We start from the raw sequence: 13637 nt of genomic DNA on the forward strand, positions 1-13637 counted from the left end.
GAATGTACGCATATGAATGGGACAGTTCTACGGGTGGATATGTTCTAACGCCAATGCCATTGGTATTTTCAAAAGAACCGCGTCCCGTGTACTATAGAGAACTTGACATTTTAGGATTTGATAAATATTGGAATTACGATAAAAATGATAGTTTACCGTACATGTGGGCGGAAGCTAATAACTATTATTATCGTGGAAGGCTTGTCGCAAAGACCAAGGGGGGGTCTCTTTATACAGCACCGGAACTGGTTATAATTGATGAACCAGAGCCGCAAGGCTATCCACTTCGTTATGTTGATATTCCGGCTATGGTTGAAAAGAATCGACAGTCAATGGAACAATTAACACAGGAAACAATAAAGAAAATTTATAATACTTTCATCGAGTATAAAGAAAAAGTAGATGTATTTTATGTGGCGTTTTCTGGAGGTAAGGATAGTGTGGTGGTGTTGGATTTAGTTCAACGAGCACTTCCACATAACTGTTTTAAGGTTCTATTTGGTGACACTGGAATGGAATTCCCAGATACATATAAGACGGTTGAGAAAATTAAACAAATTTGTGCTGAGGAAAATATTGATTTTTTACAAGCTAAATCGAAACTTATACCTGAAAATACTTGGAGAGTATTTGGACCTCCAGCCGTAACAATGCGTTGGTGTTGTAGTGTTCATAAAACGACGCCACAAATAATGCTTTTACGAGAAATTCTGCATAAACCTGATTTTACAGGTATGGCATTTACAGGGGTTCGGGGTGATGAGAGTTTATCAAGAAGTGAATATGACGGCATAAGTTATGGTGGTAAGCACTCAGGACAGTATAGTTGTCATCCGATTCTTGAATGGAATGCAGCAGAACTATTTTTGTACATATATGAAAATAAAATAGTGTTTAATGAAACGTATAAAATGGGCAATACAAGAGCGGGGTGTCTTGTGTGTCCAATGTCCCAGGGAAAGCATGACTATATGAAGTATAAGAATTATCCCGAACCTACCAATATATTCATTGATAAAATAATATCTACCAGTGGAAAAAGAAATTATACAAAAGAAGATTTTGATAGATTTGTTGAACAAGGTTATTGGCGTACTAGAAAAAGTGGTAGGGAATTAAATTTTGGTCATGATAAGCATATTTTTGAAATAATCAAGGGACAAAATGTAATTACTATACTGGAAAAAAACGAACGTTGGAAAGAGTGGGCTAAAACGATTGGTCAAGTTACCCGTTTAAGCGATGATGAGTTTAGCATTACATATGAAGGAAGAGCTTATGTTATTCGGGTTTCTGAAATTCCCAATGGAGGCGGACAGTTTAGGTTCCCTAATTTGGGAAGTAGTAAGGAGGATATTAAATTTTTATCACTCTTTAAAAGTTCAATTATTAAAAGTGTCTATTGCGTTAATTGCGGTTACTGTGTGGCAGAGTGTAAAAAGGGTTGTATTGATATGACAAATGGATTACAAATATCAGAACAATGTGAACATTGTTTCAGTTGCCATGACATATATTCTCATTGTTTGAGATACAATTCGATAAAAAATAGATTAGGAGCAAAGGCTATGACTGGTCTTGACAGATATTATAGTTTTGGTATTAGAGAAAATTGGTTGAGAGTATATTTTGACTATGAAGGTTCTATGGCATTTTGGACTTCTGATGGCGATGGTGAAGTGCCAAATAAGAAAAAAGATGCATTTTTAAATTTTGTTAAAGATGCAGGTTTAGTAAAAGAAGATAAATCCTTAAAAGGAAAAGATTATAAATATACAAAATATAAGCCAAACGAATTTGCACAAAAGATGTTTTTACTTGGTGTAGATGATGAAAATATGTGGGCGTATTTGATGTGCAATTTAGTATATGCGGAAGATTCAGAAGAATTTAGATGGTTTATAAAAAATATACCTTTTGGAGAAACAACAACACTGGAATCTGTAAAACTTCGCTTAGAAGAAGTAATGGAAAATGACAAGTCTGGTCTAGGAAAGAGAAATGTATGCGATGCACTCAAATCATTTATTGTTAAGACACCGTTTGGAAAACAACTTGGACTTGGTAGCGTTGCTGACTATGAGGAAAAAGTATCGGCAAATGGTAGAGAGACAATTACTTTAAATTTTTTTGTTAGAGGTGCATGGGAAAAACCAAATGAGAACGTCATCTTATATTCTCTTTATAAGTTTGCGGAGGCTTGTGGAAATTACAGGCAATTTACATTAACCAGATTGATGGATACGTCTATCGAAAGTGCAGGAATTAGTCCAACTCAGATTTTTGGATTAAATCGTGAAACTATGGAGAAGATTTTGAATGGTCTTACCTTTAATTATCCAGACCTGATTGAAGCGAGATTTACATTAGGACTAGACAACATTACGCTTAAGAGCAATAGGAACGCTGACGAAATTTTGAACGAACTGTTCTAAGGAGGAAAAGAAAAAATGAGCTACAGAGAGTATTTTGACATTGACCCGGAATATTTTCCACAGGTAGATAAAAAAATCATTGAGGAACAACCTGATTTGTGGAAAAAGTTCTATCCGCACCCTTCTTTTATACAGCTTCTGAAATCTATGGTAGATGTATTGGCTCGTAAGCAAAAATTGTCTATTTGGGTTGACGGTGCTTATGGCACTGGTAAATCTCATGCAGTTTTTACTTTGAAAAAACTTATTGAAGCATCGGATGAAGAGATAAATTCTTATTTTGAGCGTTATAAGCTTGATGATTTCCTTTGCAAAAAGTTGCTTACTCAAAAAAATGAAGGCAAGATTCTTGTTTGTCATCGTTATGGGTCATCTGATATTCAAAGTGATACGGATTTGATTGTAGCGATTCAGGAAGGTGTGGAGAAGGCACTTTTTGATGCTGGCATTGAGAATGCTGCTAATTCTTCTTTAAAGAATTCGCTTGTTCGGTATTTCGGGGATGAGGAAAACAAACAAAGTTTTGATATCTATGCTAAAGGTAAATATCGAACAGTTCTTGGTGGAGATACTGCTGACAATATACTGAAAAAATTGAACGAGTATGAAGAAGAATCGTTGAATGCACTTATTGAAAAGGTGTTTAAAGTTCCTGTTGTAAAAGGTGGATTCGCCATGAATACTGGAGAACTCTGCGATTGGATTCGAGAAGTCATTAAAAAGAATAATCTCAAAGAATTAGTGTTCATTTGGGATGAATTTTCTGAGTACTTTGAGAACAATATGCATCATTTGACAGGGTTTCAGCAGATATCAGAGCTTGCGGCTACCGCCCCGTTCTGTTTGATGATTGTTACTCATAAGGCAGAAGGATATTTTTCAGATGGTGATCCTGATAAGAGAAAAATTCTTGACCGCTTTGTATCACCGGTACATATTTCTCTTCCTGAAAATATAGCATTTGAATTAATGCATGAGGCTTTGAAAGTAACTGATGATGCTGATAAGGCAGAGAAGTGGGAAAAACATAAAAAAAGCTTAGACCACCGTACTATGCAAAGCCGCACTGTGGTAAAAAATAAGATAGGGCTTACGGACAAGGATTTGAGTAATGTTTTGCCAATTCATCCGTATGCAGCGTTAATCCTTCAACATATTTCTATTTATTATACTTCTACAGCTCGTAGTATGTTCAATTTTATCAAAAATGATGAAGGAGACGATGTTAAGGCATTTCAGTGGTTTATCGATAACTACGATTTTAGCTCTACAAATCCTTTTGTTACTATCGATATGCTTTGGAATTTCTTTTATGAAACTGGTAGCCAGAAGTTGGCGGATGGTATAAGAGAAGTTCTAAGTTGTTATACACCAAAAATGGATAAGGAACTTTTGGAAGACGAAAAACGAGTACTTAAGGTTATTTTACTGCTTCAGGCTATATCTGAAAGGATGGTTGGTAATCGCGATATTTTCCTTCCAAATGACAAAAACTTAACGATGGCATTTGAAGGTACAGATTTGGAATTTACTGCACCCAAAATTGCTAAAAAGCTCTTGAACGACCATGTTGTGACCAGAATACCACTTACTGGCGATGTGTTTTCATACTGTTGCAAAAATATGGGACCTATTGTGGACCCCACTCCGTTTATGTCACAAGCAAAGGCGAAATCTACGAAAGATATGTCGTTTATGGCAGGTAGCAATTTACGTACAATAATTGAATTTACTGGTGCATTGAAACTTCGTTATTCACTGACATATGCTACGCTTTCGGACTTTGATAGCGAAATTAAAAAGGCAAACAATCCAAGTGTCAATAGCAATAAACTTTATACGGTTACGACCATCGGCAGAGATTCTGCTGAGAGTGGTGCGTTGAAAAAGAAAATAGAAAATTTTTTTGCAAATAGTCCTGAATCAAATGCAGTTGTAATAGACAGCTCAGCGTGTATTCTTGGGGATGGCGAATACGATGAGTTTGTCGAAAATTATGCCATGTCACTTGCCATCGGAAACAGTGACTTAGACCAGCGTAAAACATATGAGGGATATGCTATTGAAGTTCTATCAAATTGGGCAAAGCGTATCAAGAGTGGTTCATTCTATGTTTATTCTAGGTATGCTACAAGTGGTGAAAGAGTAGCCAATATGCAAGACCTCTTTGCTTATTTACTCGATATTGACAAATTTCATTATCCACAATGCCTTGAGAGTGCTTATACGAATGTATTGAATACCATGTTTGATGCAAATTCACTTGGTGCAGGTGCGATTTGTGGTATCAATGAAGAAACCAAAGGTACATTCCGTTCTGGTAATGAGGCAACCAAACTTGAAAATGTTTTAAAAGATGCATGGAAAACGCAAGAATATTGGAAATCTTCACACTCATATATTGCAAGCCTAAAAAAAGAAGTAGATGAGTATATTAACAAAGCATTTGAGAAAAGTGACCGAATTTCCATTGCTTCAATATACGAGATGCTCAAAGCAGAGCCTTTTGGTTTTATGCCTTGTAACCTTACGGCATTTATTCTTGGTTTTGTTCTGAAAGAATATGCAAATGGCATTTATTCATACAGCGACAATCTTACCACTGTACCATTAGATACGGAAAAACTTGCAAGTATGATTTCAGAAGTTATCAAGCAAGATAACAATCCAGACAAGCGTTATAAGGATAAGTTTATTGTAACGTTGACTGAGGAAGAGCGTGCATTCAATAAGGCAACATCATTAGCCTTTGATATTCCTGAAATGTACTGTGTTTCTATTACTGAAACCCGGTCTAGGATTCGAGAGCGAATGAAAGGTTTTTCATTCCCAATTTGGGTAATTAAGTATGTTTTTGACGGAAATACTTTTAAGACGGGTAAAGATGTTATTTCTAAGCTTATTGATTATTATTGTGGCATTGCTAACAATAAAAATATGGAAGGAGAAAAGTCGGATAATGATATTGCACTTGCTATTGGTAGATTATGCCTTGACCATGAAGGCGTTGCAGAGGATTTGAAGTCAATCCTTAAAGATGATAATTGTAAGAGCGGAATGCTTGAGTATTTAAAGCTATATGAAGGTGGAAAGCTTCCTTCTGTTGCGGCAAAGCTTAATGATGGCGGTCAGTATATTAATCAGTTGAAGTATAAGTTTAGTTCTGATGATGCAAATTGGGTGTGGAGTACGGATACTGTTAATGCAAAAATTGACGAATTGATTTGTGAATATGAAATTATAGAAATCAGTAATAGTATTCTTGCAAAGCATGATACATATGTAGATACGCTTCGTGCATGGATGGATAAAATAGGACAAATTCGTTTAGCTTTCTCTGTAATTAAAAATGAGCTTGGAGATAGTAAAGCGTTTTTTGAAATGCTTTATAATCTTTATAAACAGAGAACCCTTCCTGATTCACAAAAGAAACGGTTTCTTAATCTTCTTTGTGAAAATACGGACAATTTCAAACATTTTATGAGGAATCAGAGCAGTTTGTTTGTTAAAGCTTTTTGTTTCTATTTGGATGACCTTACAGAAGAGGATGTTAAATACATTATTGATGATGACACATATGGATTTGCTGGTTCTTATTTTGTTGAGGTAAGATAACGATACCTTTTTTGCAGAGGGTGTTATCTTACCTCTTTTTGATGTATGTTAGATAGCATAACTCTTTACGTCGGCTCCTATCTGTCTGAAATAGGAGATACTTTCAGTAGGCTTGTCGCCTGTATCAACTCTGCCGACAAAGCTATAAAAGATTTCGATTTTGCGGGTGTTCGTTTCCTTATCCAGTTCGTGAATAAGAATACGGTCAATAAATTCATGGACGTTTTCGTAGGTCAGTTCTTCAATCGCTGTGTATCTGCGTACCAGTGCGACAAACCTTTTTACGTCCGCGCTGCGCTCGGTGGCGTTGTCGATTTCCTGTGACAGCTCCGCAATCCTCCGGGTCAGCGTCTTTTTTTCTTCATCATAGCCGGAAGTCAGAAAAGCAAATTGTTCATCTGAAAGTTTCCCTAAAGCGTTGTCCTCGTAGAGCTTGCGGAATAAGATGTTCAGCTCGTTAATACGGTTCTGCGCCTTGTCAAGTTCTTTCCGCTGCTGTGTCAGCGTCTTTTGTACTGCCTTTGCGCTGCACTCGTTGGCGGTTTCGATAAACTCCTGTTCATGCTCTTTCACATAAGACGTTACTCGCTGCAAGTCTGCAAGGACAAGTTCTTTCAATACGCTTTTGCGGATATAATGCGTAGTGCAGAGCATATCATTTCTTGCCCGGTTGCGGTAGTTGCCGCAAGTGTAGGCGTGTTTCCGTTCAAGCGTCCCGGCTCCGCGTACTGCATACATTTTGTAGCCGCAGTCCCCACAAAAGAGCAGCCCGGAAAACAGGTCAATTTCATCAACCTTTGTCGGGCGTTGCCGGGTGGCAATCCGCTTCTGTGCAAGTTCAAAGGTTTCTTCATCAATCAAAGGTTCGTGAGTGTTGGGGAAGAAATACCTTTTTTCCTCCGGGTTCTTTTTCGTCTTTTTCGACTTATAAGATACCTTGTAGGTTTTCCCGGTTATGGTATGCCCTAAATACTCTTTCCTTGTCAGAATGTCGTACAGTGTCTTATCCGGCCAGTTGTACCATGCGTTGAGCTGTGGGCGGGGGTGGCGTTTGCTCCCTGTCCTGCGGTAGCGCAGTTCCCCGACGGTCAATATCTCATTGTCCCGCAGCCAGTTCTGGATTTCACACATACGGTCGCCCCGTACATACATTGCAAAAATCTGTTTTACGACGTGTGCCGTTTCCGGGTCGGGTATCAGATGATTGCGGTTATCCGGGTCGATAAGGTAGCCGTAAGGAGCTTCGCCGTTGACGCGCTCGCCTTTCTGTGCCTTTGCCTGTTTGACAGCCCGGATTTTCTTTGAGGTGTCGCGGGCGTAAAACTCGTTGAACCAGTTCCGCAGAGGGGTAAACTCGTTATCTTCCCTCGCTGTGTCTACACCGTCGTTAATGGCAATGTAGCGCACTTCGTATTCGGGGAAAACAATCTCTATCAGTTCGCCGGTTTTCAGATAATTACGTCCCAGACGGGAAAGGTCTTTTGTTATGACGGTCGCCACGTTCCCGGCTTCAACCTCATGCAGCATGGCTTGAAGCCCCTCACGCTCAAAGCTCACGCCGGAAAATCCGTCGTCTACAAAAAAGCGTGTGTTGAAAAAGTGGTGTTCGTCAGCATACTTTTGTAAAATCAGTTTTTGGTTCTGTATGCTTTCGCTTTCCCCGGCTTGCATATCTTCCTGGCTCAATCTGCAATATAAAGCGGTAATCTTGTCTGTCTGTAACATTTTGTCCTCCTTTCCGACGACAGACAAGCATGGTATTTGTACTGTCTATATTATACCACATACCGCTGCCTGTGTCATGTATAAAATGTGAAGAAACGCCCTATTTCCGGGCGTTTGCGGGGTTCAGCTCCATGTCCTTGCGAATGAGCTTCTTTATCTTTTTATCCAGTGTGTCCGTTGCGCGTTCACTTGCGGACGAACATACAAGGTAAGTAACTTTTCCGATTTTATGCTCCGTTGTGGTAACGGGCGTCTGGTTTTGCGTCAAAGAAAATCCCCCTTTCTTTCGCAAACATATAATACAGTCTATGAATAGCAGCAAGTCCACTATTCAAGAAAACAAAGGCTTTAATCGGACGGTTATTAGCATAACCTCATGGGAATTTCACCCCGGCATGGTTCTCATGCAGCCCTACCCATTGCCTGCGACGCTCTTAACGCTCGGACTGTGGCTGTAAGGAAGTATCATTGTATATTTTGCGTGTCGTCGCCCGCAAGCCGCTACACTTGCTTTCCGGCGCGGTGTTGGTCGCTCGGCTGTCCGGGCGGGGATAACCTCACCCGGATAGCGTCATGGCGCACCCACCGTATGGCTCGGCGCAAAAGGAACGTATCCGATTTGCCCTATGCTGCGCCGCCGTTATCTTGCGCCGCTTTCTTTGTCAAGGTTCAGAATGGCTTTGCTGCCGCGTCAGCAGCGGAACGGAAAAGGGGGAGAGAGAAAGCGTCCCGCCGCTGCGGTTTATTCCTCTGCCTTAAAGGTGAGGACAGCCATCATCAGTTTTGCTTGCAGCCGTTCCCGAATGTCGTGGTCTACGCCAAAATAGACGTTCCCGCGCTCGTCGTACAGCTTCCGCATGGAGAGGCGGGCTATGTAGCCGCTGAAATGCTGCAAGACAATCTTCATAGCGTCCGGGTCGCCCTTTGTCGCTGCCAAAATGACAGGATAGGGAACAAGGGCTTTTTCCGGGTAGCCGGGTTCGTTACCATTCGTCCCATTCATCAGCATTTTCCTCCAGATATTTTTTTAGCAGCTCAAAAGAGCTTGTCCGCCTGTACTGTATCGTGCTTCTCGACGTATCGAACAGCTCCGCAATCTCGGTGTCGTTCATTCCCTCGAAATAGTACAGGAGTACGGCTTTGCGCTTTTCTTCCGGCAAAGTACGGATTGCTTCAAGAAGCAGCTTCGGCGTGATTTTCTTCCCGGCTCTTTCAAAGGCGATTTCCCCTTTGAAATATTCATCAAAGGTATGAAGCTGCCGCGCTTCTTCTAAGGTCAAGTCGGAAAAGGTAATCTCCCTTGCCTTATGCCTGTGCAGCTCTTTGTGAGCGTCACACGCTTCATTGTGCAGTACCGTATTACAAAACTTCTGGAAAGCGCACTGTTTTATAAACTCCCTGCGATTAGGTTCCACATTCTCACCCCCTTTCTCGTTGGAAAGTTGGTGGTGCTTCCCCCTTTTCGCGGGGCAATACTGCCTTTTGAAAAAAACGCCGAAGATTTTCGGATTTTTTTCAAAAAATTTTTTGAGCAGCAAAATACGCCTGTCCGAAAAGCCCGGACAGACGTATAGGTATTGTAAGCGGTATTCAGATGATTAGACAGTTCATATTGATAGACGTAGTTTTCCCCGGCGGTGGTCGGGCTTTTTTTGATGTGTCAATGACCGTCGGATTTTGTCGATATGGTATGTGCTTCATGGCGGCTACCTCCTTTTAGCCGCCGCTTTTAACAGTGATACCGCGTCATTTCATTAGAAGATAAAAAGAAACGGCGGCTTTGGTTTTTCAAAGCTGCTGCGGAAATCAAAGAACGACAAGCAACAGTTCTGATTTTGCTCCAATATGGTTATTGGGGGCACAAATTAAATCAAAAAAGAGCCGATAACAGCAGTATTTCAAACTGCATATTATCGGCTCTGCGTCTGTGCGTCTGGCTCTTTTAATTAAATTATTTTTGTTGTTTTTTGGCTTTATTATATGTATTAGCTAACTGTCCACAAGCTGCTTTAATCTCTCTACCATGAGAAACTCTCATGGTAACTTCAAGTCCTGTTTGCTCTAATTGATGTTTGAACGCAACCATTTCTTGTTTTTGTGGTGCTCTAATTTTTGAATTACTCGTCGGGTTGTATTGCAGCACGTTAATCATAACATTTTTGCCCTTAAACCATTTTGCAAGTTGCCTTATATCTGAGGAACGGTCATTTATACCTGGTAAAAGCAAATACGCAAATACCACTTTTCGATTATGCCTTTGTGAATAGGACAATGCTTGCTTAACAACATCTTCAATAGCGTACATGTGCATATGAGGAATGATGCAGTTTCTCGCAGCCTGTGTTGCTGCATGTAAAGATATTGTCAACTGAATTTTTAGATGTTCTTCGCGCAATTTTTTTAATTGATTAACTGGACCAACTGTTGATACGGTAATGCCGTCGGTTGGAAAGTTAAGTCCATTTCTATCTCGAAGAATATGGATTGCTGCAATCAAGTTGTCGTAATTGAATAAAGGTTCTCCCATTCCCATAAAAACGATACGATTTACTTTTTGACGTATCAATATGACCTGTTGCACAATTTCAGATGGTGTTAGATTACGAACGAAACCATTGCGTCCGGACTCACAAAAAATACAGCCAACAGAACAACCAACTTGCGTACTTACGCAAACAGTCCCACCATCTCGCCGTTTAATAAAAACCGTTTCGATATACCTGTTGTCTTTCAATTCATAAACATACTTTTCAGTATCGCTACTTTTATAGACTTTTTTTGTTGATATTGATAGATTTTTTTTGTGAAATGGCTGTTTATACAATTCCGCATATAAGGCTCTTGCTTTATCCTCTCCAATTACTTCCGACATTTCTTTGTAAGTAAATCCGTATGGGTCATTCAATATTTCCGTAAGTGTACTTTTAGGTAAGTGTTTCATTTAATATCCTTCCTTTTGTTTTTCAGAGTTTTTGATTATGATTTCTAATTTTTCAACATCAATGATATGTGTTAATTTACATTTAGGGCAGAAAAGAGGAAAATTTCTTAATACCGTATTATAAAATACTTGAACCCTCGTCTTTCCGTTACAAATTGGACATTTTATCCAATATTTTTCAAGCATAATATTTCTCCTTTTGTGCAAAAAAATACAGGTCAATTCTCAACATGAGCATTGACCTGCATTTATACATATAACACTACAACAAAATTAAGGCATAGTTTTTATACTATGTCTATACATCGTTAGTTTTGTTGTATAGCATACGCAAAATAAGCATGACAAAAAAGCCCATATTGAAAATGGGAAAAATCTTTTTTGATTTCAATGCTTATCGAATACGCATGCTATGTAACATAAACATTTCCCCCTTTTAATAATACTATACAAAAAAAGCGGCTAATTGTCAACATATACATATGAATTATTTTGGCTAACTGATTGAATTGTGTAGACATATCCAAGAAGAAAGGGGAACAGTAAAATGTAACAGGGTGAATAACTATGGCAAAAAGACCAGTACCGAAATACGATTTCAAGGCTTTTGGGGCAGCGATAAAGGCGGCGCGGACAGGGCGCAAGGAGAGCCGCAAGAAAGTGAGCGACGAAATGTTTATCTCGCCGCGCTACCTTGCGAACATTGAGAACAAGGGGCAGCACCCAAGTTTACAGATTTTCTTTGAGCTTATGCTCCGCTACAATATATCCGTAGACCAGTTTCTTTTGGAAACGCCGCCAGAGAAGAACACGCAGCGGCGGCAGCTTGACGCGCTTCTTGACGGTATGAGCGATACAGGCATACGGATTGTGAGCGCAACGGCAAAGGAGATAGCGGAAGTCGAAACAGAGGGCAGATAAGAAGTGTCCGTCAGAATTGAATAAGGTTTAGAGAGCGTTGTAATCTTTTTTTGAGGATTGCAGCGTTTTTCTTTTGCGGAAGTTTGGCAAAACCGGGCATAGCTCCGTAGTAAGGCATAAGGGATAAAAACATTCGTAGCAAGCATAGGAAGCGGGTACCCACTTCCGTATTTTCCCCTCCCGCGCTGCGGCGCGTCGGTTGAAAATTGCTTGTTGGGAAGTGTCCCAAACCCTCGGAACGGAAAGGAAAGGAGCGAATACATGAACGGACGCAAAAGAACGGTGCAAATCAAATTCAGAGTGACGGAAGCGGAACGGGATTTAATACTGGAAAAAATGAAGCTCGTACCCACCCGGAACATGGCGGCATATCTGCGGAAGATTGCCATTGACGGGTATATCATTCAGATAGACCATGCCGATATAAAGGCAATGACCGCAGAGATACAGAAAATCGGTGTCAACGTCAACCAGATAGCACGCCGCGTAAACGCGACGGGGAACGCATACCAAGAGGACATAGAGGAAATAAAGGGGGTGCTTGCGGAGATATGGCGGTTACAAAGATTAAGCCTATTAAAAGCACTCTAAGCAAAGCCCTTGACTATATCGAAAACCCGGACAAGACGGACGGGAAAATGCTTGTGTCCTCTTTCGGCTGCTCCTATGAAACGGCAGATATTGAATTTGAATATACCTTGTCCCAAGCACTCCAAAAGGGGAACAATTTAGCCTTTCATCTGATACAGTCCTTTGAGCCGGGGGAAGTCGATTATCAGAAAGCCCATGAAATCGGAAAGCAGCTTGCCGACGCGGTAACAAAGGGGCAGCATGAATATGTACTCACGACGCACATTGACAAAGGACACGTCCACAATCACATTATTTTCTGCGCCGTAAATTTCGTAGACCACCGCAAATATAATTCCAACAAAAGGAGCTATTACGGCATACGGAACATGAGCGACAAGCTGTGTCGGGAAAATGGCTTGTCCGTCGTCGTTCCCGGCAAGGGCAGCAAGGGAAAGAGCTATGCGGAGTACCAGGCAGAAAAGACGGGTACAAGTTGGAAAGGCAAGCTAAAGATTGCCGTTGACGCGCTTATCCCCCAAGTTTCCAGTTTTGAGGAATTGTTGCAGCGGTTACAGGCGGCGGGCTATGAGATAAAGCCGGGGAAATATGTGTCATGCCGCGCCCCCGGACAGGAACGCTTCACCCGTCTTAAAACCCTCGGCGCGGATTATACAGAGGAAGCCATAAGGGAACGGATAGCGGGCAGACGGGCAAAGGCGGCGAAAGCCCCCAGAGAGCAGCGCGGCGTTTCGCTGCTTATCGACATTGAGAACAGTATCAAGGCGGCGCAGAGTAAGGGCTATGAACAGTGGGCGAAAATCCACAATCTGAAACAGGCAGCAAAGACCATGAATTTCTTGACGGAACATAAGATTGAACAGTACGCGGATTTAGTCAGCCGGATTGAAGAAATGGCAGCGGAAAGCGGACAGGCGGCAGACGCATTGAAGGACGCGGAAAAGCGGCTTGCGGACATGGCGGTGCTTATCAAGAATGTTTCCACCTACCAAAAGACAAAGCCCGTCTATGACGCATACCGCAAGGCAAGGAACAGGGAGAAGTACCGCGCCGGACAGGAACAGGCGATTATCCTACATGAAGCCGCCGCAAGGTCGCTGAAAGCGGCGGGCATTGCAAAGCTCCCGAACCTTGCCGCGCTGCAATCGGAATATGAAGCCCTCCAAGCGCAGAAAGAAGCCCTTTATGCCGACTATGGGAAGCTGAAAAAGAAAGTCCGGGAATACGATATTATCAAGCAGAACATTGACAGCATTTTACAGGCAGACAGGCAGCCGGAACGGGAAAAGGGAACAGAGCGCGGATAAGGATAGCAAAATCCCCGCCGCTGTGCTATGATAGGGCTATCAAAAAGCAGAGGAGCGTTGAGCATGGAAAACCAGAAAATGCCGGAATATGAAACCATACGC

Annotated in this window: 11 protein-coding genes; 5 read left to right on the forward strand and 6 right to left on the reverse strand. The window is 41.2% G+C overall.

Translation table 11 applies throughout. The features are described from left to right. Nucleotides 1-2 precede the first annotated feature (2 nt). Both HGO97_RS20880 and HGO97_RS20885 read left to right on the forward strand, forming a co-directional pair. Nucleotides 3-2435: a phosphoadenosine phosphosulfate reductase domain-containing protein gene (locus tag HGO97_RS20880; protein ID WP_216244918.1), complete on the forward strand. Its 2433-nt coding sequence runs from the start codon at nt 3-5 to the stop codon at nt 2433-2435. 15 nt (nt 2436-2450) lie between these two features. After that, the gene (locus HGO97_RS20885) at nt 2451-6050 is read left to right on the forward strand and encodes a hypothetical protein (RefSeq protein ID WP_216244919.1); all 3600 of its coding nucleotides are present in this window, start codon (nt 2451-2453) and stop codon (nt 6048-6050) included. A 48-nt stretch (nt 6051-6098) separates the two neighbouring features. On the opposite strand, the gene HGO97_RS20890 is transcribed toward HGO97_RS20885, so the two are convergent. From HGO97_RS20890 to HGO97_RS20915, 6 genes are all read right to left on the reverse strand, one after another. Beyond that, nucleotides 6099-7775, reverse strand: a complete 1677-nt coding sequence (locus HGO97_RS20890) for a recombinase family protein (protein ID WP_002569190.1) — start codon at nt 7773-7775, stop codon at nt 6099-6101. 100 nt (nt 7776-7875) lie between these two features. Then, nucleotides 7876-8043, reverse strand: a complete 168-nt coding sequence (locus HGO97_RS20895) for a transposon-encoded TnpW family protein (RefSeq protein ID WP_022621154.1) — start codon at nt 8041-8043, stop codon at nt 7876-7878. Nucleotides 8044-8517: 474 nt separating this feature from the next. Then, nucleotides 8518-8778, reverse strand: coding sequence for a helix-turn-helix domain-containing protein (locus tag HGO97_RS20900; protein ID WP_002590583.1), 261 nt, complete (start codon nt 8776-8778; stop codon nt 8518-8520). Continuing rightward, a complete protein-coding gene (locus HGO97_RS20905; RefSeq protein WP_009255547.1) occupies nt 8759-9190 on the reverse strand; it encodes an RNA polymerase sigma factor in 432 nt (143 codons plus the stop codon). Before HGO97_RS20905 ends, HGO97_RS20900 begins: the two co-directional genes overlap by 20 nt. A 536-nt stretch (nt 9191-9726) precedes the next feature. Further along, entirely contained in the window at nt 9727-10716 is a 990-nt protein-coding gene (gene rlmN / locus HGO97_RS20910; RefSeq protein WP_004607971.1) for a 23S rRNA (adenine(2503)-C(2))-methyltransferase RlmN, read from the reverse strand. Next, nucleotides 10717-10902 (reverse strand): cysteine-rich KTR domain-containing protein, encoded by a 186-nt coding sequence (locus tag HGO97_RS20915; RefSeq protein ID WP_004607970.1) that lies wholly within the window; start codon nt 10900-10902, stop codon nt 10717-10719. Nucleotides 10903-11283: 381 nt separating this feature from the next. Here HGO97_RS20915 and HGO97_RS20920 point away from each other — a divergent pair, with 381 nt between their 5' ends. From HGO97_RS20920 to HGO97_RS20930, 3 genes are all read left to right on the forward strand, one after another. After that, entirely contained in the window at nt 11284-11637 is a 354-nt protein-coding gene (locus HGO97_RS20920; RefSeq protein WP_004607969.1) for a helix-turn-helix transcriptional regulator, read from the forward strand. Nucleotides 11638-11898: 261 nt separating this feature from the next. After that, the gene (locus HGO97_RS20925; protein WP_002585086.1) at nt 11899-12228 is read left to right on the forward strand and encodes a plasmid mobilization protein; all 330 of its coding nucleotides are present in this window, start codon (nt 11899-11901) and stop codon (nt 12226-12228) included. Next, nucleotides 12189-13535 (forward strand): relaxase/mobilization nuclease domain-containing protein, encoded by a 1347-nt coding sequence (locus tag HGO97_RS20930; RefSeq protein WP_002585087.1) that lies wholly within the window; start codon nt 12189-12191, stop codon nt 13533-13535. The genes HGO97_RS20925 and HGO97_RS20930 overlap by 40 nt, the downstream gene beginning before the upstream one ends. Nucleotides 13536-13637 lie beyond the last annotated feature (102 nt).

The organism is Faecalicatena faecalis, assembly GCF_012524165.2.
GTDB classification, from domain to species: Bacteria; Bacillota; Clostridia; order Lachnospirales; family Lachnospiraceae; genus Faecalicatena_A; species Faecalicatena_A faecalis.

What these genes read in the sequence shown, in the direction of transcription:
- HGO97_RS20880 (WP_216244918.1), top strand. Translation starts at nt 3, where the DNA reads ATGTACGCATATGAATGGGACAGTTCTACGGGTGGATATGTTCTAACG.
- HGO97_RS20885 (WP_216244919.1), top strand. Translation starts at nt 2,451, where the DNA reads ATGAGCTACAGAGAGTATTTTGACATTGACCCGGAATATTTTCCACAG.
- HGO97_RS20890 (WP_002569190.1), bottom strand. Translation starts at nt 7,775, where the DNA reads ATGTTACAGACAGACAAGATTACCGCTTTATATTGCAGATTGAGCCAG.
- HGO97_RS20900 (WP_002590583.1), bottom strand. Translation starts at nt 8,778, where the DNA reads ATGAATGGGACGAATGGTAACGAACCCGGCTACCCGGAAAAAGCCCTT.
- rlmN (WP_004607971.1), bottom strand. Translation starts at nt 10,716, where the DNA reads ATGAAACACTTACCTAAAAGTACACTTACGGAAATATTGAATGACCCA.
- HGO97_RS20915 (WP_004607970.1), bottom strand. Translation starts at nt 10,902, where the DNA reads ATGCTTGAAAAATATTGGATAAAATGTCCAATTTGTAACGGAAAGACG.
- HGO97_RS20920 (WP_004607969.1), top strand. Translation starts at nt 11,284, where the DNA reads ATGGCAAAAAGACCAGTACCGAAATACGATTTCAAGGCTTTTGGGGCA.
- HGO97_RS20925 (WP_002585086.1), top strand. Translation starts at nt 11,899, where the DNA reads ATGAACGGACGCAAAAGAACGGTGCAAATCAAATTCAGAGTGACGGAA.
- HGO97_RS20930 (WP_002585087.1), top strand. Translation starts at nt 12,189, where the DNA reads ATGGCGGTTACAAAGATTAAGCCTATTAAAAGCACTCTAAGCAAAGCC.